This is a genomic window from Allokutzneria albata (assembly GCF_900103775.1).
Taxonomy (GTDB): Bacteria; Actinomycetota; Actinomycetes; order Mycobacteriales; family Pseudonocardiaceae; genus Allokutzneria; species Allokutzneria albata.
This window is the reverse complement of record NZ_LT629701.1, coordinates 6262219-6282600: the sequence shown is the minus strand read 5'-3', so window position 1 is coordinate 6282600 and position 20382 is coordinate 6262219. Positions and strand designations below refer to the sequence as shown.

The window sequence follows — 20382 nt, the reverse complement described above, 5'->3', positions numbered from 1 at the left end:
TGTGACGCCGCAGAGAACGGCGCAGGGATTACCCGATCGGCATCCGCCTAAACCCGCCGTCGACACTGTCGATCACGTGAGGTGAGACCGCTCGTCACCCGCGCGATGGGTAGAGGACTTACCCTCACTGTTCGTGGCGGTACGGCTGGATCCGGTCCGCGGCGCGCTGCGGGCGCTCCGCGGCTGTCTGCTGGCCTCCACCTCGGCCGCCCTGGCCACCCTCGGCCACGTCGTCGCGGGCGGCTCCGCCCCGGACTCGGCGTTGACCGTCCTGCTCACCGTGCTGACCGCGACCGTGGGGATCTCCTTCGCCGACAAGCGGCGCAGCCCGGCGGCGGTCCTCACCGCACTCGGCACCGCGCAGCTCGCGACGCACCTGCTGCTCAACGCGCTGACGCTGCACGACCACGGGGCGGTGACCGACACGTGGCCGATGTTCGCGGCGCACACCGCGGCAACCCTGGTCACCGCGCTCCTCCTCGCCGGAGCCGAGTCGGCGATCTTCGGCATGGCCGCCGCGCTCGGTGCCGTGCTGCCCCGCCACAGTCCCCGGCCACCGGTCTTCGCTCCCCTGCTCGCCGTGATCCCGGCCAGGTCCGGCCTGATCACCTCGCTCGACGTGCTGCTGCGCCGCGCGCACGCCCGCCGCGGCCCACCGCTGACCTCCTGAACAGCGCCTTCACCTCACCCCTTCGCTTCAGGAGTCAGTACATGTCGTTGAACCGACGCGTCCTCGGCGTGCTCGCCGCCACCGGTGTGGCGACGCTGCTCACCGCGGCCCCGGCCCTCGCCCACGTCACCGCGCAGCCCGGCACCGCCGAGCAGGGCGGCTACACCAAGGTCGCCTTCCGGGTGCCCAACGAGTCCTCGACCGCGGGCACCGTCAAGATCGAGGTCACCCTGCCCGCCGAGCACCCGCTCACCTCGGTGCGCACCAAGCCGGTGCCCGGCTGGAAGGCCGAGGTCTCCAAGGCGCCGCTGGCCACGCCGGTGGAATCCCACGGCACCAGGATCACCGAGGCGGTCCGCACCATCACCTGGACCGCCGACCCCGGCGTGAAGATCGGCAACAACGAGTTCGCCGAGTTCGAGGTCTCCCTCGGCAAGCTGCCGGAGAACACCGACAAGCTGGTCATGCCCACCACCCAGACCTACGACGACGGCAAGGTCGTGAAGTGGGAGCAGCGGCCGACGAACGGGGCCGAGCCCGAGCGCCCGGCCCCCGTGCTCAAGCTGACGCCGAAGGCCGCGGCGGGCTCCGGCTCGCACTCGCACGGCAGCGAGTCCTCAGCCGCGACCGAGACCGCCGACGACACCGCGCGGCTGCTCGGCGGCGCGGGCCTGGTGGTCGGCGCGCTCGGCGTCGGTTTCGGCATCGGCGCGATCGCGCGCAGCCGCAAGGCGACCTCGGCATGAGGGCGACCCGCGCGCTCGGCGCACTGCTGGCCGCCGGGCTGGCGCTGGTCGTCAGCGCCGGACCCGCACTGGCCCACAACGTCCTCGTCGACAGCAGTCCGAAGAAGGACGCCCAGGTCGAGACCGGCCCGACCGAACTGAAGCTGGTGTTCGACCAGCAGGTCCAGGCGGCCGACCTGGTCAACACGGTGACGCTGACCGGGCCCGGCTCGACCCGCTGGCCGGTCGGGAAGCCGGTCGTGGAGAACACCACGGTGACCGTCCCGGTGGAGGGCCCGCTCGGCGCCGCCGGGGAGTACACGATCGCCTTCCGCATCCTCTCCGCCGACGGCCACCCGGTCGGCGACAAGCTGTCCTTCCGCCTCACCAAGGACGGACCGGGCGTGCCGCTCGCCGGGTCGAAACCCTCCAGCACGAGCGCGCAGCCCGACACGGGGCAGGTGACCGCGATCGCCGGACGGCAGGCGGAACCGGGCGAGGGCATGCCCGTCTGGCCGTGGTTGGTCGGGGCCGCTGTGGTGCTCGGCGTCGGCGTGGTGGTGGCGCTCCGGTTCTCCCGGGCGCCGAACACCCGGGACTAGCGACATGCGGGACCGAGCAGGACGGGCGACCTTGTTGCTGCCCGGCGTGCTGGTGACGGCGACCGCGAGCGTTCTCGCCGGGGTCGCCGTCACCGCGCCCGCCCCGTTGCCCGGCCTGCCCGACAGCGACGTGGTCCGGGTCGGGCTGCCCGTGGTGCGCCTGCTGCTGGACGCGGTGGGCATCGGCGCGGTGGGCATCGGAGTCCTCGGCTGGCTCCTCCGCGGTGAACGCCGGGCATCGGCCATCGCGGCGACGGCCCAGCGGGCCGGGGTGGTCCTCGGCGCCGTCTGGGTGCTCACCGCGCTCATGCTCATCTGGTGGCAGGCCGCCGAACTCTCGCCCAATCGGCTGGGCCTGCGGGTCCGCGAACTGGCGGAGTACTCCGCCCAGGTCAGCAGTGGTCGGGCACTCCTGGTGACCGCGGCCTGCGCACTGGCCTTCGGCGTGCTCAGCCTTGTCACCACGCGTAGCCGGACCGTGCCGGTGGAACTGCCCGCGGTCGCCGCCCTGCTCGGCGTGGTCGCGCTGCCGCTGACCGGCCACGCCGCCGGCTCGGCGGGCCACACCCCGGCGATGCTGGCCACGGCGGTGCACGTGCTCGCCGCCGCGGCGTGGGTCGGCGGTCTGCTGGCGGTGTTCGTCCTGGTGGCGCCGCATCGGGCACTGCTGGCGAGCGTGCTGCCGAAGTTCTCCAGGCTCGCCGCGTGCTGCCTGGCCGCGGTCGCGGTCAGCGGCGTGGTGAGCGCGACCGTCCAGCTCGCGGTGCGGGTCGACCGGCCCCTGCTCGACGCGCTGAGCGGTACCGGCTACGGCTGGCTGGTGATCGGGAAGACGGTGCTGCTCGCCGGGCTCGGCGGTATCGGCGCCCAGGTGCGCTTCCGGCTGCTCCCCGAGCTCTCACCGGGCGCGTCGGCGCGCTCACGGCTCGTCCTCGCGGGTTGGATCACGGCGGAACTGCTGCTCATGGCCCTGGCGGTGGGCCTGGGCACGGCGCTCGGCCGGGCGGCGCCCACTGAGGTGGGGTGGGGAATCGCGGAGGTCCCCACCCGGTGAAAGGTCGGCGACGTCTGTTCGTCAGCGCCCCCACGTCGGACGAACAGCCGTTCTGGGTCAGTCCTGCTCGGTCAGCCGGGCAGGGGAACGGTGCTTGCTGAGCACTTCGAGCCGCGCCACGGTGGCGTTGCCGCGCCGCTCCAACTCAGCCTGGTCGATCCATCCGGCGGCGAAGTGCCGGTAGTCCTGCGCGAGCATGACCAGCTCGGACAGGTACTCGGCGGAGCGGCGCCTGCTCTCCTCCGACAGTTCGGTCACCAGCGGCAGCTGGCTGTCGACGACCTCGTCCAGCATCTCCGCTGCCTGCAACGCGCGGCGACTGTGCCACTTCTTGCCTGTGAGCCCACCGATGCCCAACACCACATCCACCCCTCCGCTGTGCACACACTGTGACTCGGCGAGGGCAACCACCCGTTACGGACAGTTACCATAGCGCGGATCTTGACATTCCCATGACGTCCGCTATGTCGTCCTACAGAAGGATTGCGTTACGGACAAACTCATTCTGGGGAACGATTGTCATGCTTGGCATCGTCCACAAGGCGGTGAGCATAGCTGCCAGGCAGCTCACTGGTAGGGCGTCCATTTGGCTGACATGTCACCCGAACGAAAGGTTTTCAGCCTACGCGCCAACTCGGTGCGTACATCGGGATTACTCCTCAGGATGGGGAGCACTCCGGTGGTCAGCTTCAGCTCCCGCACCTGGCGCAACACCCGGAATCCCGGCCAGCGCGTCACGTCGAAGCCGTAGCCGCGGGCCAGCGCCCGGTACCGCTCGGTCCCGTGCCCGAACCGCAGCATGCCGACCGCGAGCGGCGTCAGGTCCCACTCCCGGGGGCCGACGCAGACCGAGTCCAGGTCGCACAGCAGCATCCCGGTACTGCCGGAGATCAGGTTGCCGAGGTGCGCGTCCCCGTGGATCGCGCCCTGGCGCAAGGGGAAGCGCAGCGAGGCGAGCTGGTCCTCCACCTCGTCCACCCGCAGCTCCAGGAACGCCCGGTCACCGCAGTCCAGCTCCTCGGCGTCGGCGATCCGGCGCCGGACGTCCAGCAGCGGGTCCCACCGGTCGAAGGAGAACGGCGCGTGCGGCAGCTCGTGCATCCGGCGGAGCAGCCGCGCCAGGTCGAACCCGGTCGGCCGCGGGCCGTTCTCCGGGACCGACTGCCACAGCGTGGCCAGGTGCCCGTCTGCCTCGACCGGCTGCGCCACCCCGGGCAGCAGCCGGACCGCGGGCACATCGTGCTCGGCCAGCCAGGTCGCGGCCTTGACAACGTTGTCAGCTCTATGCCGAAGGGACGGGGAGAGGACGATGCGAACCACGACGGGCTGGGCCGAGAGCTGGAACACCGCGTTGTTGACGAACCGCAGCAACCGCGCGCCTTTCGGGTCCAGCCCCACGGCGTCGCAAATCGCCCGCAACGCCGTGGCGAGCTTCGCGCGGGTGTAGCGCCCGCTCGTCCCCGCCTGCACGTCGACCGTCACGTACTGGGGTTCCCGGGCGCGAGCTTGCCCCGGAAGTGCGGGGAGCCGGTGCGCAGCCGGAACTGCTGGACGTCGTCGGCGAGCTCCTTGGCGTCACCGATGTGCTGGTACTTGACCGCCTCTTCCTGCATGTGGTTCATCCGGTCGGCGACCCGCACCGAGTTGACGCCCTCGCCCATGTCGAAGGCCACCCGGCCCACCCGCAGGCCCTGGTCGACGTCGCCTGCGCGGATGTGGTCGGCGGCGAGCATGCTCAGGCCGAACACGTGGGTGCGCTTCATATCGGACTCGTAGCCCTGCGTGCACTTGATCAGCTCGGCCACGGCCAGCGGCGCGTGCTTGGCGCGGAACTCCTCGATGCCAGCCAGCGAGTGGTGCACCGAGCCGATCATCCCGTGCAGGTCGTTGACGGTGAAGAACTTGACCCAGTCCGGCGCGGTGGCGAAGTCGGCGCGGGCGAACTCGTCCTTGGTCCGGCCGACCATCTTCATGGCCTGGTCCCGCTTGCCCATCATCGCGTAGGCCCACGCCTCGTTGGCGCAGAGCACCGCCACCGTCAGCGCGGAACCCGAGTCCTGCGCGGCGAGCTGGCCGAGCTGGAAGAGCTTGAGCGCGTCGTTGGGCGCCTCGTAGTGCAGGTACACCCGGCCCATCCGGTAGAGGATGTTCGCGACCAGCTCGTTGTGCTCACTGTGCTTGGCGAACTGCAGCGCCTTGCCGAAGTGGTTGCGGGCCGGGTCGAGCATGCCGGTGTCGAAGGAGGTCCAGCCCGCGAGGCTGTGCAGGTCGGCCAGCGCCAGCTGGAGCCTCCGCCGTACCGGTTCGGCCGCGTCGGCGCGCAGCAGCTGCTCGGCCCAGGAGAGCTGGGCGACCACGGCGTCCCGGCAGGTGCCGCCTCCGTACTGGTAGTCGAGCGCGCGCAGCGCCTTGGTCGCGGCCTCGACCTGCTGGACGTCGGTCTTGCCGATCCGTTCGCGGGCGGGGGTCTGCGTCGGGTTGGTCACCCAGTGGCCCTGTTCCTGCCCGAACACCGACGCGCCCATCGTGATGGCGGCGGCGTGAGCGAGGAACATGCGTCGTTTCACCGACTCTTCCTCCTCGGCCTGGGGGTCGTCGGGAGGACCGACCACCCTCATGGCCGTGCCCCCGTCGTACGCGAGGCCCATGTAGCCCCTCGGCACGTCGAGGCCGTCGGCGATCCTGGCCAGCACGTCATAGGCCATGACCTGGCGACCCTTGAGGATCTCCGAGACCTCGGACTGCGACTGACCCGTCAGTGCCGCGATCTGGCGCTGGGAAACCCCATGCCTGCGCAGCAGCCGGTACACCGAGGAGATGTCCCGCGCCGCGAGCGCGTCCCGCATCTCCTGCTGCTCCCACACTTCGGGAGTAACAGGCGAGCCTTGGGAACCGATGGTGTTCATTAAGCGCCCCCTTTTACGGTCCGACGGGCGTCAATCGAAGAGTAAGGGCATCGTCGCGCGCCGGTGAAGTGCCGATCGCCCGCACTGATCGGTCCGACCGGTCTCCTGATCGGTCCGACCGAAGTTGAGATGCCGCTCACCGTGGAACTGACGCCGATCGGCGCTGAAAGTCCCCGTTCAGGTTCGACTCCCCCCAACCTTAGTTCCTGTAAGTGAGCGAACACGGAGGGACACCGGAACCGTGGAACTGGCCGAGCAGACGGGAACCGCCACCGGCGGCAGCAAGCCCGTCACGCCCGCCTCGGCAGTCCAGAACGGATCCCGTCGCGAGTGGCTGATCGGCTGCCGCGACGTGGCCAACCGGCACCGGAGCCTCACCGTGGTCGTCGAGCAGAACCGAGTTCTCCTCGTCGGACCTCCCGGCGAGACCGCGGTGCTGTGCCAGGGCGAGGTATCCCAGCTCAGGTCAGCTCTGCGCGAGGCCGCCGAGCAGGCGGAAAGGTGACGGTGGAGCTGTGGACGAGATTCTGGGTCAGGTGTTGCGCAACGCGGTTTGGGAGCGGCTCGACATGCTCACCGAGCTGGCCGACCGCGCAGACGCCCCGTCCCTGTTGTCCGTAGCCCGCTCCGAACTGCCCAGGCTCACCGAGGGCTGGCGCGCCATGCTCGCCGCCCACGAGCCCGACGAGCGGGGCAACTGCCCCGAGTGCTCGACCCGTTGGCGCCAGCAGAAGGCACCGTGTTCGGTGTGGCGCGCGGCATACGAGCACCTCGTCGCCGGCGGCCTCGCGCCACGTCCTGCCAGGCACCTGCGCACGGCTCAGCCCGTCGCGAAGGTCTCCTAGGCGAGGACGACCGGCGGTCCTCGCGCCGCGCCCCCGAGCGCAGGCGAGAGGAGACCGCCCCGTGGCTGGTGGTCCGGGTCCGGGCGAACCCCCGACCGCTATCGGACCTGGACCGCCGGGCCACGCAGCAGGGCACAACTACACAGACCTCCGCGGGCCGGTGCCGAAATGCACTCCCCCTCCCCCCGACCGGCACCGGTTCGCGGAATTCCACTCCCGTCCCCCGCAGTAAGGGAAGAAACCCGGCGCTCACCTCCCGCGAGCGCCGGGTTTTTCTCTGTCGCGATTGTTGGTCAGATGACCAGTTGAATTCTGTACCCGATCGTGGAGATCGCCGGAGCCGGATGGTCGCCAATTGGCGCCGAACAACAGGCTTGCCACTCCCGCAAACACGTCACCCAGAGCGTTCGGCCAGGGACGCCCGGTTGCACGTTTCGGGTGGAGCCGGAGGGGAGCAACCGCACCCGCCCGGCCACCCATTCGGCCTCACCGGCAGTTGGTCCGTACTCCATTCGAGTGAACCTTGCCGCTTTTACGGGGGATAATCCTTATGCGGCCCTCATGTACGACCGTTTAGTAGCGCCACGCCGTGTAACCGATTCACGACTCGGACCGCCTGCGGACGCCCACCCCGCAGCCGACCGGTCGGTCAGGTAGTTCGGCGGGTACCGGAAAGTAACAGCGGGTATAGCAGCCCGTATCTGAAACTCGTTGCGATCTTGATCGTAAAAGTCGAGGCAGCAGACCTTAAGGAAACCCTGTTTCCCTTCGAACGCCGTCCATCGGAAGATGGACTCTGGGTAACCGGCGACGGTCTTGACATGCTTAGGAAAGATGACGTCCAGGTAACGGTGTTGGTGATCACAGGGGGTGTCCCTGTGGTTTCCTCGTGCGTCTGACGCTTGTGAGAGCAGAGGTTCCCCCAACCGCACGGACAGTCCGTACCACTCGGACCGGCCCCTCCACCTGATCGGCGGAGGGCCGAGGTCGGAGAACGAAGACGCCGGACAACTAGTGGGACGACTGGACCGGCCACCGCACACACATCAATACGGTGGCGCGCCCGGAGCGAGGCGAGCAGAGATCATGTTCGTCGCCCCGGCCGCCCGAGCCCCCAAGTTAGGAGTAGCCGTGCCCGCCGACGTCACACCGCTGCGTCGCCGTCCAGTGCAGCAGCGCAGTGCGCGCAGGGTGGAACGAATGCTGGACGCCTGCGCCGACCTGATCGCCGAGGTCGGCTACGACGGGGTCACCACGACCCTGATCGCGGAACGCGCAGGCGTCGCGGTCGGCTCGCTGTACCAGTTCTTCCCGGACAAGCGCGCGGTCGTTCAGGCGCTCACCCTGCGCAACCTTGACCGCTTCATGAACGAGGTCGGTCAGCGCTTCGCCGAGCGCCAGCTCGACGACTGGTGGCAGGTGGTGGACTCGGTCTTCGACATCTACGTGTCGATGCACCGCGACCTGCCCGCCTTCCGCAAGGTGCACTTCGGTGACGTCATCGACCCGCACCTGATGGACGAGCAGCGGGACAGCAACACCGTGATCGCCGAACGGTTGTCCACGCTCATCACCGAGCGCTTCGGCTTCCCGGAGAGCCAGGTGTCCACCCCGATGGCCGTGGCCATCGAGGCGGCCGACAGCGTGCTGAAGCTGGCCTTCCGCCGGGATCCGGACGGCGACGCCGTGCTGATCTCCGAGGCCAAGGAACTGATCAGGGACTACCTCTCCAAGCGCATCGGCTGAACCGCCACCTCAGCCGAAGCAGCGTTGCTCACCGCGGTACGTGGGGACCGTGGTGAGACCGCCGGAGTCGAGTAGATGGAACTGGGCGAACCGCTCGGCGAGCTCCCCCGCCTTGGCGTGCCGGAACCACACCCGGTCGCCGACCGCGAGCTCGTTCGCCACGGCGCCCAGCAACGGGGTCTGCACCTCACCGGCCGCCTCCGTGCCGGTGAGTCGCAGGCCCTGCGGCAGGTACGGGGTCGGTAACCGGTCGCTGCCGACCGGCCCGGACGCCAGGTAGCCGCCACCGAACACGGTGGCGACGCCGTCCGCGGGCCTGCGCACCACCGGCAGTGCGAACAGCGCGGCCGGGCGCAGCCGGAACGCCTGGTAGGAGTCGAACAGCGTCGGTGCGAGCAGTCCCGATCCCGCGGCCAGCTCGGTCACCGCCTCCTCGGTGGAGGTCCGCTCCAGACTGCCGGTGCCACCGCCGTTGACGAACTCCAGCGGGGCGAGCGCGCGGATCGCGGCCACCGCCGCCGCGCGGCGCTCCGCCAGCTCGGCGAAGGAGCGCCGTTGCATCATCCGGACCGCGGCCGCCCGCACCGGCCTGCCCTGCGGGGCGTCGCCGAGACCGGCGATCTGAGCCTCGTAGGCCATCACGCCGACGAGCGAGAAACCCGGGCGCCGCAACACTTCCCTGGCCAGCGCCGCCGCCTCGGACGGGGTGTGCACCGGCGAGCGGCGGACCCCCACGTGCAGCCAGTCCTGGCGGAACCGGGACAGCGGGCGCCAGGACGCGTCCAGCTCGATGCAGACGCGGATCTCCGGATGCCCGGTGCCGAGCGCGTCGGTGACGAAGTCCAGCTGCGCCACGTCGTCGACCATGATCGTGACCGCCGCCCGCGCCGCGTCGTCCTTGGCCAGGGCGCGCAGCGCGCCGCGGTCCGCGGTCGGGTAGCCCACCAGCAGGTCGTCGGTCAGCTCCGTCTCGAACAGCCACAGCGCCTCGGCGAGGGAGTAGGCCATCACCCCGGCGAACCCGGGCAGCGCCAGCACCTGGCCGAGCAGTTCGCGGCAGCGGACCGACTTGCTGGCCACTCGGATCGGCCGGCCATTGGCCCGCCTGAGCAGCTCCTGGGCGTTCGAGCGGAACGCTTCGAGGTCGACCAGCGCGAACGGCGGATCGAGCTCGACGGTTGCCGAGTCATAACGCGCACGCAGTCCGTTGGTAAGCACGTTATCCACGGTAGGGCCAGGACCTTGATAAGCGAAAGTCATTCACGTAATTTCGGCGTCACCCGAGATCTTCGCGACGGAGGGTAGTGATGCACGCACGCTCCGCCCCTGCCACCTGGACGAACTGGGCGGGCACCGCCTCGGCTCGCCCGCGGCGCACCGCCCACCCCCGCGACGCCGAGGAGATCGCCGACGCCATCCGGACCGCGGAACGCGAAGGGCTGCCCGTGCGCGCGGTCGGCAGCGGGCACTCCTTCACCGCGATCGCGGCCAGCGACGGCATGGCGATCGACCTGGCCAGGTGCTCGGGCGTGATCTCCGCGGACCCGGCGAGCGGCCTGGTGAGCGTGCACGCGGGGACGACCCTGAACCGGCTCAACGCGGAGCTCGACCGGCTCGGGCTCGCCATGACCAACCTCGGCGACATCGACAAGCAGACCGTCGCGGGCGCGATCTCCACCGGCACCCACGGCACCGGGGCGCGCTTCGGCGGACTGGCCACCCAGGTCGAGGCGCTGGAGCTGGTGCTGGCGGACGGCTCGGTGCTGCGCTGCTCCGCCGAGGAGAACCCGGAGGAGTTCGCCGCGGCCCGGGTCGGGCTCGGTGCGCTCGGCGTGCTCAGTTCGGTGACCCTGCGGTGCGAACCGGCCTACGCGTTGGAGGCCAACGAGTACCCGGCTCCGCTGGAGGAGGTGCTGGAGCGCTTCGACGAGTTCGCCGAGGGCAACGACCACTTCGAGTTCTACTGGTTCCCCTACGGCAGCAAGGCGTTGGTCAAGCGGAACAACCGGCTGCCCGCGGGGAGCGAGTGCGCGCCGCTGAGCCCGGCGCGGAAGTTCTGGGAGTACCAGGTGATGGAGAACCTGGCCTTCGGCACGGTCTGCCGGCTGGGCCGGGCGGTGCCCGGCCTCGTGCGACCGTTGAACTGGTTGTCGTCGGAGCTGTTGTCGCCGCGGTCCTACAGCGACCGGTCGCACCGGGTCTTCGTCACCGACCGCCAGGTGCGCTTCGTGGAGTCGGAGTACGCGATCCCGCGCGAGGCCGTCTGCGACGTGCTGCGCGAGCTGCGTGCTGCGCTACCGGGCCTGGAGCACCCGGTGATGTTCCCGGTCGAGGTCCGGGTGGCGGCCGCCGACGACGTGTGGCTGTCCACCGCGTACGGCAGGGACAGCGCCTACATCGCGGCACACCAGTTCGTCGGCATGCCGCACCGGCATTGGTTCGAGGTGTTCGAGTCCGTCGTCGGGGCGGTCGGGGGCCGCCCGCACTGGGGCAAAATGCACCGGTGCAACGTTGAAATACTTACCGGTCGGTATCCGAAGTTCGAGGAGTTCCGCCGCGTGCGGGCGAAGCTCGACCCCACTGGCCGATTCCGCAACGCGTACCTCGACCGGGTTCTCGGGGAAATCTGAGCAGCCGTGCGGAGAAACAATTCAGGCGGGCACGGTGGCGAGCAGCTGCTCGTAGACCATTTCGTGCATCCAGCGGATCATGGATTCCTGCAGGTCCATTGTGGGCTGCTCGACGCGGGCGGGCATGGCCAGCTCGACCCCGTCGCGCTCCTCGGCGGTGGCCACGGCGACGCCGTACTGCCGGGCCCGCATGAGGCAGTTGAGCAGGAAGTCGTCCGCACCCGCGACCGTGGAGGGGACCACGACCGCCGCGTTGGTGAACCGGGCGAACGGCACCACGGAGGTCAGCGCGCTGCGCCAGTGCCTGGAGACCGCGAGCACGCCGACGATGCGCACGGCGGTGGGCGGAACCCGGCCCGCCATTTCCGGCCAGACCCAGGTGGAGACGGTGGTGCGGTCGGTGACCGGCGGCGCGCCGAGGCACACGCGCTCGGCGTGCTCGGCGGTCAGCAGCTCGGCGACGACGATGACCTTGCGGCCCAGCAGCGTCATCGGCGGCAGCATGATGCCGCGCCAGCCCAGCAGCTCGGCGGCCTGCGCCGCGAGGTGCTCGGACGGAGCCGGTAATTCGACGGGGGGGACCGCCCGGGTGGGCAGGACGTGGAAACCTCCATCGACCGCCGTCTGCCCAGTAGTGCGGCTCACGCGCTTCGCCTCCCCTCGGCTTTCACCGCTGGATTCCGCATTCTCACCCTGCGCCGGAATCAGCGGCGGCATTTGTTTGCAGTAACTGGAGTACCAGGACCGCGGGTCCGACGTATCTACGAAACCGGGGGTGCTGCGACCGGCGGCCCGGCGCGAGCGGTGACCGGTCGGTGAACGGCATTTCGACTTCGGTCCGACTGTGCGGCCGTTCGTGTGAGCAGCGTGAGCCCGCGTCCGCCCGCCGACGAAAAGCAGGTCAGGGCTTCTGCAGCACATTCGGGCGGTGATTGGTCCAGGCGGCGCAGAGCGCGTGCCGCCCCGCCGGGGCCCGGTCACCCCCCGTCGCGCGCCGTTCAACCGCTCACCGGCCGTGGCTAACCGGTCGTCGCGGCACCGCTCACCTGGGCAGCGGAATCCCCTGGTGGATGTCGGTCGGAGCGCCCAGCACGGGGAGCCCCGCCGCGTCGAAGGACATCGGCTGGACGCGGACGCTGCGGCCCGGCCAGCCGGTCCCCGGGTCCATGTTCGCGTGGTAGACGATCCACGGGCTGCCGTTGATCGTCACGAAGCCGTTGTGCCCCGGCGAGGTCGCGGTGTGCCGCCCGGCGAAGACGCTGCCGCCGGACTTGGTCCAGGCGGCGGGGTTCATCGGGTCCCCGTCCAGGGTGAGCCTGCCGAGGCAGTAGTCGTCGGTGAAGCTGCCGTTGGCCGAGTAGACCACCGAGAGCCTGCCGTTCGGCGCGACGATCGGCTGCGGGCCCTCGTTGATCAGGATGTTGAGCCCGTTCGGCACCGTCTCCCACGGCTGCGTCGGCGAGGAGATCCGGACGCGGTCGCCGATCGGCGTCATCGGGTCCCGCATCCGCGCGATGTAGAGGTGCTGCACCCGGTTCGCGCTCTGGCTCTCCCAGCCGGACCAGAGGTAGTAGTCCTGGCCCTGGTGGGTGAGGTAGGTGCCGTCGATGGCCCAGGTGTCGCCGGGCAGCCGCTGCTCGCCGAGGAACTCGTAGGAACTGGTGATCTCCGGCCCGGTCGAGCGCAGCGCGTACATCCGGTGGGTGTGCCCGCCCGACCCGTCCTGACCGGTGAAGAAGATCCACCAGCGGTCGCCGATCCGTTGCAGCTCCGGAGCCCAGATCTCCTTGCACGCGACCGCGGGGCACGCGGGGTTGCGCCACACCACGTGCGGCGCCGCCGTGCGCAGACCCTCCACAGTGGACGCACTGCGGATGACGATGTCGTCGTCGTTGTAGAAGTCGCCCTGCACCAGGTGGTACTGCCCGTTGTGGATCACCATGCTCGGGTCGGCGCCCGCGTTCAGGATCGGGTTGTAGAACCGCCCGGTGATCCACGGCGCCGCGGTGTGGAAGGTCGCGTCCTGCCGGAAGAGCTCGCCGCCGTCGTAGTCGTTGAGCTTCAGCAGGCCGAAGGCGTGCCGCAGGTAGGCGTTGGGGAACTGGAGGGCGCGCAACGAGAACCCGCTCGAGTCGGCGAGCCCGGGGACCTTGCAGAAGGTGGCGTCCTGCCGGAAGCCGAGGTCGTCGGAGTACCGCTGCAGCACCACTTCCCCGTTGCGGTGCCTCAGGTAGTGGTTCTTGTAGTTGCGCGCCTCCAGCGACAGGCAGCTCCCGGCGAGGCCGGGCCTCAACTCCCAGGTCGAGTCCTCTTTGACGAGGTCGTCGCTGTTCGGGAAGACGTCGGCGATGCGGCCGAGCCAGTGCGAATGCCTGAAGTAGGCATTCGGAAAGTTGTGCGACCGGATCGACACGACCTCGCCGACGGCCGCATGGGCCCGCGGGGCGACGGGAGCACCCGCGACGGCGAGCGCCAGGGCGGAAACCAGGACGGTGAGACGAGATCCCCAACCACGCATCGTTCCCCCAGGTGCGCGCAGTGACCCAGCCTCTCCAGGGTAGTGACCTGTCTCACCCGCGGGCCACATTGAGAATCACGATTGCCCCACGTGTCGCAGCGATCAGTCCGTCCGCCGCACCCGAAACGTGAAGCCGCACGCTGGTGACCGCCCACCGAGCAACGCTGGTTCGCCAGGAGCCCGCACCGTGGGGGGCTTGGGGGAGTCGCTCCCCCAGCGTCGTCGACACACGAAAAAGGCGAGCGCTCTGTGCGAGCGCTCGCCTTGATTCGGGTGGGCAAGGGGGGAGTTGAACCCCCACGTCCTTTCGGACACACGGACCTGAACCGTGCGCGTCTGCCATTCCGCCACTTGCCCGGAACTGCTGTTCTTTTGTGGTGTTCTGTGGTGCGGCGGAAGCCTAGCACGGGCCCCCGGGTGGGTTGCAAAACGCCCCCTGTGCCCCCGAGTGGACCCGGATACGATCGAAGGGAAGAAGCGCGCGGCCGAGGAACGGAGGACCATGGTCAGACGTCCTAGGACCGACGCTTCGAGGAACACATCACGTGGAGGGTTGCCGTGGGCCTGCAGCGCTTCGAGCGCCGCTTGGAAGGTGTGATCGGCAATACGTTCGCGCGCGTGTTCGGAGGCAAAGTCGTACCGCAGGAGGTGGCGCAGGCCCTAGAGCGAGAGGCCGACGACAACATCAAGGAGCTCGCCGGAGGGCGTCTCCTCGCTCCCAACCACTACGTCGTCAGACTGGGTCCCACCGACTTCGACCGCCTTGCCGCGGATGAACAGCGAGTGAGCCAACTGCTCGCGGACTGCATCAACGAGCATCTGGCCGAGCACGGGTGGGATACATACGGTGACGTCGTAGTCTCCATGGAGCGTTCTGAGACGCTGCACACCGGACAGTTCCGTACCAGCTCGTCAGTCGACCCAGACGCAGCGCCGACCCGACGGCCGGCACCACCTCGTACCGCAGGAGACCGACCCATGAGCCAGCCACCCGGCCAGTACCCCGAGGGCGACCGGTACGCCCAGCAGCACCCGCCGCAGCAGGGTCAGTACGGCTACGACCAGGGCTACGGCCAGCAGCCGCAGGGCCAGTACGGACAGGACCCCAACTACGGTCAGCAGCCCCAGCAGGGCGGCTACGACCCGAACTACGGCGGCCAGTACGGCTACGACCAGCAGCAGGGCTATGGCCAGCCGCCGCAGCCCGGCTACGACCAGCACCCCCAGCAGGGCGGGTACGACCAGGGCTACGGCCAGCAGCCCCCGCAGCAGGGCGGCTACGACCAGGGCTACGGCCAGCAGCCCGCGCAGCCGGGGTACGACCAGGGCTACGGTCAGCAGCCTCCCCAGCAGGGCGGCTACGGCCAGCCCGGCTACGACCAGGGTTACGGCCAGCAGGGCTATGACCAGGGTTACGGCCAGCAGCCCCAGCAGGGCGGGTACGACCAGGGTTACGGCCAGCAGGGCGGGTACGACCAGGGCTACGGCCAGCAGCAGGGTTACGCCCCGCCGGCGGTCGGTGGCGCGCCGCGGCAGCTGACCGCGACGCTGCAGCTCGACGACGGGTCGAACCGCAACTACACGCTGAAGCAGGGCTCCAACGTGATCGGTCGCGGCCAGGACGCGGATTTCCGCCTTCCGGACACCGGCGTGTCGCGCCGTCATTTGGAGATCACCTGGGACGGTCAGAACGCCATGCTGGCGGACCTCGGTTCGACCAACGGCTCCACGGTGAACTCCAACCCCGCCCAGGCATGGCAACTGGCCGACGGTGACGTGATCCGCATCGGCCACTCCTCCCTGGTGTTCCGCGCCCAGGGCTGATCCCCACTCAACGACGACGCGGTCGCACGAGGCAGGAGCGAACACAACAGGTGCCAGATCTGGTGATGCAGCTGACCAGAGCAGGGTTCCTTGCCCTGCTCTGGTTGTTCGTGTTGGCTGCGCTGCGTGTCGTCCGCTCCGACCTGTACGCCGCATCCGGCATCCGGGTCTCCATGCCGGGGTTCCGCCGCTCCTCCGGGAAGCAGCAGGCCCGTGGGAAACAACCACGTCAGCTCGTCGTCACGCACGGAGCGCTGGCGGGGACCAGGATCTCCCTCGACGGGCGGCCGATCTTGATCGGCCGCGCGGACGACTCCACGGTCGTGCTCGACGACGACTACGCGTCGACACGGCACGCTCGGTTGTCCCTCCGGGGAACCGACTGGTACGTCGAGGACCTAGGCTCCACCAACGGCACATATCTAGACCGGGCGAAGGTCACGGCACCCGTCCGGGTCCCGCTCGGCGTACCGATCCGTATCGGTAAGACGGTGATCGAGCTGCGTTCATGACCCTCGTCCTTCGTTATGCGGCCCGGAGCGACCGGGGCTTGGTGCGTTCCAACAACCAGGACTCCGTGTACGCGGGCCCCCGTGTGCTCGCGCTCGCCGACGGCATGGGCGGCCATGCCGCCGGTGAGGTCGCGAGCAAGGTCGTCATCGCCGCGATGGCCCCGCTCGACGACGACGAGCCGGGCGACGACCTGATCAGTCAGCTCCGGGACGCGGTGATCGCGGGCAACGCGGCCATCTCGGAGCTCGTGCAGACCGACCCCGAACTGGAGGGCATGGGCACGACGCTCACCGCCGTCCTGTTCGCCGGGAACAAGCTCGGCCTGGTGCACGTCGGTGACTCACGCGCGTACCTGTTGCGCGACGGGGTCTTCTCCCAGATCACCCACGACGACACCTTCGTCCAGTCGTTGATCGACGAAGGCCGGATCACCGAGGAGGAGGCGACCACCCACCCGCAGCGCTCACTGCTGCTGCGCGCCCTGACCGGGCACGAGGTGGAGCCGAGCTTCGCGATCCGGGAGGCGCGGGCGGGTGACCGGTTCCTGCTCTGCTCGGACGGCCTGTCCGGGCCGGTGAGCCAGGAGACCCTCGACGACGCGATGCGCATCCCCGACCCGCAGGCGTGCGCCGACCGGCTCATCGAGCTGGCGCTGCGCAGCGGCGGACCGGACAACGTCACGTGCATCGTCGCGGACGTGGTCGACGTCGACTACGGCGAGAACAACCCGATCGTCGGCGGCGCCGCCGGGGACGGCAGCGACGACCCGCCGCCGCCGGACACCCCCGCCGCCAGGGCCAGCGCCATCAACCCGCAGCGCAACAACGCGCCGCAGCGGGTGGCCATGGAGACTCCCCCGCCGCCGAAGCGCAGGAGCAAGCTGCGCGGCTTCCTGATCACGCTGCTGGTGCTCGCGCTGCTCGCGGGCGGCGGCTTCGTGCTCAGGTGGTGGGTGCTCCAGCAGTACTACGTCGGGGTGAACGACCAGGAGAAGGTCGCGATCTTCCAGGGCCTCCGCGGCGACGTGCTCGGCTTCAAGCTGCAGCGCGAGGTCGAGGGCTCCTGCGCTCCGGACGCGCCCCAGCCGTGCGAGGAGGTCTCGCTCAAGGACCTCAAGAACCTCGGCAAGGACCTGGTGCGCAACGGCATCACCAACGACAACGTCGACGGTATCGAGGGCGCCAGGATGGCGGTCCGCCGGTTGCGGGTGGACTGGCTGCTGCCCGTGTGCCCGGCGGGCGGTACCGGTCAGCTGCCGACCCCGCCCCCGGGGCCGAGCGGATCGGTGCCACCGCCCACCACGACCACCACGCCGCCTCCGGCCGACCCGAACACCCCGCAGGACCCGAACAATCCGCAGCCGTCGCCGACGCCCAAGCCGACGCCGGGTGTGGACTGCCGGACGGTGGGCTGATGGGGCGTCCGGCATCCGGGACCAACCCCAGCCTGGGGCCGGTCAGCACGCCCCAGGCCCCCCAGGTCCAGACGCGGCGCGGCACCGAACTGGCGATGCTCGGGTTCGCCGCCGGGCTGGTGACCCTGGCACTGGCGATCTCCGACGCCAACCAGGAGCAGGAACTCACCAGCTCGATCCTGTACTACGGCGCGGCGTTCCTCGCGCTGTTCGGTCTCGCCCACTTCGCGGTGCGCAAGTGGGCGCCGTACGCGGACCCGTTGATCCTGCCGTGCGTCGCGCTGGTCAACGGGCTCGGCCTCGTCATGATCAACCGCCTGGACCCCGCGGTGATCGCCCGCGCCAAGGAGCTGGGCCGCACGCCCGGCAGTGAGTCCGCACCGAAGCAGGTGGTGTGGATGGTCGTCGGGCTCGCGGTGTTCATCGCGGTGATGTGGCTGGTCAAGGACCACCGAATGCTGGCGAAGTACGGCTACACCGCCGGGCTCGCCGGCCTGGTCGCGCTCGCGCTGCCCGGTCTGCTGCCGTCCAGCCTCTCCGAGGTCAACGGTGCGAAGATCTGGCTGCGGCTGCCGGGAGTGGGGTCGATCCAGCCCGGTGAGTTCGCCAAGATCCTGCTGCTGATCTTCTTCGCGGCCTTCCTGGTGTCCAAACGCGACCTGTTCATGGCCGCTGGGCGCCGCTTCGCAGGCATGGAACTGCCGAGGGCCCGCGACCTCGCACCGCTGCTCGTGGCCTGGGCGCTCTCGGTCGGCGTCCTGGTGCTGGAGAAGGACCTCGGCACCTCGCTGCTGTTCTTCGGCATCGTGCTGGTGATGCTCTACATCGCGACGGAGCGGGTGGCCTGGCTGGTCATCGGTCTGACCTTCTTCTTCGGCGGTTGCCTGGTCGCCTACCAGCTCTTCGGCCACGTGCAGGTCCGCGTGCAGACCTGGCTCGACCCGTTCGCCGACTACTTCGGCAAGGGCAACCAGATCAGCCAGTCCCTGTTCAGCCTCGGCACCGGCGGGCTCGGCGGCACCGGCATCGGTGGCGGGCGCCCTGAGCTGGTGACCTTCTCGCAGAGCGACTTCATCATCGCCGCGATCGGCGAGGAGTTCGGCTTCATCGGCCTGGCCGCGCTGCTGATCATCTACCTGCTGCTGGTCATGCGCGGTCTGCGCAGCGCCCTCGCCGTGCGCGACACCTTCGGCAAGCTCCTCGCGGGTGGCCTGGCCTTCGCCATGTGCTGGCAGGTGTTCATCGTGGTCGGCGGCGTCACCAAGCTGATCCCGCTGACCGGTCTGACCGCTCCCTTCCTCTCCCACGGCGGTTCGTCGCTCGTCGCCAACTACGCGTTGATCGCGTTGCTGCTGCGCATCTCCGACGCCGCCCGTCGTCCCGCACCGCAGACCCCGAAGGGGCCCAAGCCCCAGCAGGCACCGATCGCGGAGGCCAGCACCGTGCTCGTGGAGCGCCCGACATGAACACTCCCCTGCGCCGGGTCGCGCTCGCGATGATGGGCATGATCGTCCTGCTGCTGGCCAACGCCACCTACGTGCAGGTGATCAAGGGCGACGACTACCGCAACGACCCGCGCAACCAGCGGGTGCTCTTCGAGGAGTACTCCAGGGAGCGCGGCAAGATCATCGTCGCCGGGGGCGGGGTGATCGCCACCTCCGAGGAGACCAACAACAAGCTGCGGTTCCTCCGGAAGTACCCGAACGGCCCGGCCTACGCACCGATCACCGGCTTCTACTCGATCAGCTACGCGCCCACCCAGCTGGAGAAGGCCGAGAACAACATCCTCAACGGCTCGGACAGCGCGCTGTTCGTGCGCAGGCTCTCCGACCTGATCACCGGGCGGGACCCCAAGGGCGCCAACGTCGAGACGACGATCAACCCGAAGATCCAGGAGACCGCGTACAAGCAGATGACGGACAAGGGCTTCACCGGCTCCGTCGTCGCGATGCGCCCGGACACCGGCGAGATCCTCGGCATGGTCAGCACGCCGTCCTACGACCCGAACCGGATCGCCACGCACGACTCCTCGGCCCGGCAGAAGGCGTGGGTCGAGCTCAACGACGACAAAGACAAGCCGATGCTGAACCGGACGATCTCGGAGAACTACCCGCCGGGATCGACGTTCAAGCTGGTGGTCGCCGCCGCGGCGCTGGAGAACGGGCTGACCAAGGACCACCAGCTCACCGCGGCGCCGAACATCCAGCTGCCGGGGACCAAGACGAAGCTGGAGAACTTCGACAGCAACCGTTGCGGCGGGGGTCAGACGGCCTCGCTGGAGGAGTCGCTGGCCCGCTCGTGCAACACCGCGTTCGCCGAACTGGCCGGTCAGCTCGGCGAGGAGAAGCTGCGCGCCCAGGCCAAGAAGTTCGGCATCGGCGAGCAGGACCTGAAGATCCCGATGAACGTGGTGCCGTCCTCGCTCGGTGACATCCCGGACGCAGCGGCGCTGTACCAGACCGGCATCGGCCAGCGGGACGTGAAGCTGACCCCGCTGCAGGACGTGATGATCGCGGCGACCATCGCCAACGGCGGCATGCGGATGGAACCGCAGCTGAAGAAGCGGATCGTCACCCACGACGTGAGCGTGCTCGACGAGATCGACCCCAAGCAGGCCGGGCGCGCGATGTCGGCGAGCTCCGCCGAGACGCTCAAGCAGATGATGATCAAGTCGGAGGAGCGGACCACCGGTCCCGGCAAGATCTCCGGCGTCACCATCGCCTCCAAGACCGGAACCGCCGAGCACGGGGCCAACCCGAAGCTGACCAAGCCGCACGCCTGGTACGTGGCCTTCGCCCCGGCGGACAAGCCGAAGATCGCGGTCGTCGTGATGGTCGAGGACGGCGGCGACCGCGGTCTCGAGGCCACCGGTGGTTCCGTCGCGGCACCCATCGGCCGCGCGGTCATCCGCGCCGGGCTGGAAGGTGGCTGAGTC

General features: G+C 69.6%; 19 protein-coding genes and 1 tRNA gene. 13 read left to right on the top strand and 7 right to left on the bottom strand.

Going from position 1 to position 20382, the window contains the following annotated elements:
* Nucleotides 1–133: 133 nt before the first annotated feature.
* Genes BLT28_RS28580 through BLT28_RS28565 form a run of 4 tightly spaced genes read left to right on the top strand, consistent with a single transcriptional unit; the run spans nt 134 to nt 3051 of the window.
* Nucleotides 134–670, top strand: coding sequence for a hypothetical protein (locus BLT28_RS28580; protein ID WP_052406981.1), 537 nt, complete (start codon nt 134–136; stop codon nt 668–670).
* 41 nt (nt 671–711) lie between these two features.
* Nucleotides 712–1416, top strand: a complete 705-nt coding sequence (locus BLT28_RS28575; protein ID WP_030427923.1) for a YcnI family copper-binding membrane protein — start codon at nt 712–714, stop codon at nt 1414–1416.
* On the top strand, nt 1413–1997 hold the full coding sequence (locus BLT28_RS28570; protein ID WP_030427922.1) for a copper resistance CopC family protein: 585 nt from the start codon (nt 1413–1415) through the stop codon (nt 1995–1997). Before BLT28_RS28575 ends, BLT28_RS28570 begins: the two co-directional genes overlap by 4 nt.
* A 4-nt stretch (nt 1998–2001) precedes the next feature.
* On the top strand, nt 2002–3051 hold the full coding sequence (locus tag BLT28_RS28565) for a copper resistance D family protein (RefSeq protein WP_063766525.1): 1050 nt from the start codon (nt 2002–2004) through the stop codon (nt 3049–3051).
* Between the two features lie 57 nt (nt 3052–3108).
* Here the strand turns inward: BLT28_RS28565 and BLT28_RS28560 are convergent, their stop codons facing one another.
* From BLT28_RS28560 to BLT28_RS28550, 3 genes are all read right to left on the bottom strand, one after another.
* Nucleotides 3109–3411 carry a hypothetical protein gene (locus BLT28_RS28560; RefSeq protein WP_231950472.1) on the bottom strand — a complete coding sequence of 101 codons (303 nt, stop codon included), beginning with the start codon at nt 3409–3411 and terminating at the stop codon, nt 3109–3111.
* 207 nt (nt 3412–3618) lie between these two features.
* On the bottom strand, nt 3619–4533 hold the full coding sequence (locus tag BLT28_RS28555; protein ID WP_231950470.1) for a phosphotransferase enzyme family protein: 915 nt from the start codon (nt 4531–4533) through the stop codon (nt 3619–3621).
* Complete coding sequence (locus BLT28_RS28550; RefSeq protein ID WP_052406978.1) at nt 4530–5957, bottom strand: helix-turn-helix domain-containing protein; 1428 nt, start codon at nt 5955–5957, stop codon at nt 4530–4532. The genes BLT28_RS28555 and BLT28_RS28550 overlap by 4 nt, the downstream gene beginning before the upstream one ends.
* A 241-nt stretch (nt 5958–6198) precedes the next feature.
* Between BLT28_RS28550 and BLT28_RS28545 the strand changes: the two genes are divergently transcribed.
* The 3 genes from BLT28_RS28545 (at nt 6199) to BLT28_RS28535 (ending at nt 8548) form a co-directional block, all read left to right on the top strand.
* Nucleotides 6199–6462: a hypothetical protein gene (locus BLT28_RS28545; RefSeq protein WP_043810565.1), complete on the top strand. Its 264-nt coding sequence runs from the start codon at nt 6199–6201 to the stop codon at nt 6460–6462.
* A gap of 10 nt (nt 6463–6472) precedes the next feature.
* On the top strand, nt 6473–6802 hold the full coding sequence (locus tag BLT28_RS28540) for a hypothetical protein (RefSeq protein WP_030427917.1): 330 nt from the start codon (nt 6473–6475) through the stop codon (nt 6800–6802).
* A 1086-nt stretch (nt 6803–7888) separates the two neighbouring features.
* Nucleotides 7889–8548, top strand: a complete 660-nt coding sequence (locus BLT28_RS28535; protein WP_052406977.1) for a TetR family transcriptional regulator — start codon at nt 7889–7891, stop codon at nt 8546–8548.
* 9 nt (nt 8549–8557) lie between these two features.
* Here BLT28_RS28535 and BLT28_RS28530 read toward each other — a convergent pair whose 3' ends face one another.
* The gene (locus BLT28_RS28530) at nt 8558–9766 is read right to left on the bottom strand and encodes an amino acid deaminase/aldolase (protein ID WP_043810563.1); all 1209 of its coding nucleotides are present in this window, start codon (nt 9764–9766) and stop codon (nt 8558–8560) included.
* Between the two features lie 89 nt (nt 9767–9855).
* Here BLT28_RS28530 and BLT28_RS28525 point away from each other — a divergent pair, with 89 nt between their 5' ends.
* On the top strand, nt 9856–11178 hold the full coding sequence (locus tag BLT28_RS28525) for a D-arabinono-1,4-lactone oxidase (protein ID WP_030427914.1): 1323 nt from the start codon (nt 9856–9858) through the stop codon (nt 11176–11178).
* A 21-nt stretch (nt 11179–11199) separates the two neighbouring features.
* Here the strand turns inward: BLT28_RS28525 and BLT28_RS28520 are convergent, their stop codons facing one another.
* The 3 genes from BLT28_RS28520 to BLT28_RS28510 form a co-directional block, all read right to left on the bottom strand.
* Complete coding sequence (locus tag BLT28_RS28520) at nt 11200–11823, bottom strand: hypothetical protein (protein WP_030427913.1); 624 nt, start codon at nt 11821–11823, stop codon at nt 11200–11202.
* 397 nt (nt 11824–12220) lie between these two features.
* Nucleotides 12221–13696, bottom strand: coding sequence for a family 43 glycosylhydrolase (locus tag BLT28_RS28515; protein ID WP_052406976.1), 1476 nt, complete (start codon nt 13694–13696; stop codon nt 12221–12223).
* A 274-nt stretch (nt 13697–13970) separates the two neighbouring features.
* Nucleotides 13971–14053: transfer RNA gene (locus BLT28_RS28510), tRNA-Leu, on the bottom strand.
* A gap of 201 nt (nt 14054–14254) precedes the next feature.
* Here BLT28_RS28510 and BLT28_RS28505 point away from each other — a divergent pair.
* Genes BLT28_RS28505 through BLT28_RS28485 form a run of 5 tightly spaced genes read left to right on the top strand, consistent with a single transcriptional unit; the run spans nt 14255 to nt 20379 of the window.
* The gene (locus tag BLT28_RS28505; RefSeq protein ID WP_030427911.1) at nt 14255–15520 is read left to right on the top strand and encodes a DUF3662 and FHA domain-containing protein; all 1266 of its coding nucleotides are present in this window, start codon (nt 14255–14257) and stop codon (nt 15518–15520) included.
* A gap of 50 nt (nt 15521–15570) precedes the next feature.
* Complete coding sequence (locus BLT28_RS28500) at nt 15571–16032, top strand: FHA domain-containing protein FhaB/FipA (RefSeq protein ID WP_030427910.1); 462 nt, start codon at nt 15571–15573, stop codon at nt 16030–16032.
* Nucleotides 16029–17447, top strand: a complete 1419-nt coding sequence (locus tag BLT28_RS28495; RefSeq protein ID WP_030427909.1) for a PP2C family protein-serine/threonine phosphatase — start codon at nt 16029–16031, stop codon at nt 17445–17447. The genes BLT28_RS28500 and BLT28_RS28495 overlap by 4 nt, the downstream gene beginning before the upstream one ends.
* Nucleotides 17447–18913 carry an FtsW/RodA/SpoVE family cell cycle protein gene (locus BLT28_RS28490; RefSeq protein ID WP_030427908.1) on the top strand — a complete coding sequence of 489 codons (1467 nt, stop codon included), beginning with the start codon at nt 17447–17449 and terminating at the stop codon, nt 18911–18913. The genes BLT28_RS28495 and BLT28_RS28490 overlap by 1 nt, the downstream gene beginning before the upstream one ends.
* Nucleotides 18910–20379: a peptidoglycan D,D-transpeptidase FtsI family protein gene (locus BLT28_RS28485; protein WP_030427907.1), complete on the top strand. Its 1470-nt coding sequence runs from the start codon at nt 18910–18912 to the stop codon at nt 20377–20379. Before BLT28_RS28490 ends, BLT28_RS28485 begins: the two co-directional genes overlap by 4 nt.
* Nucleotides 20380–20382: the final 3 nt, after the last annotated feature.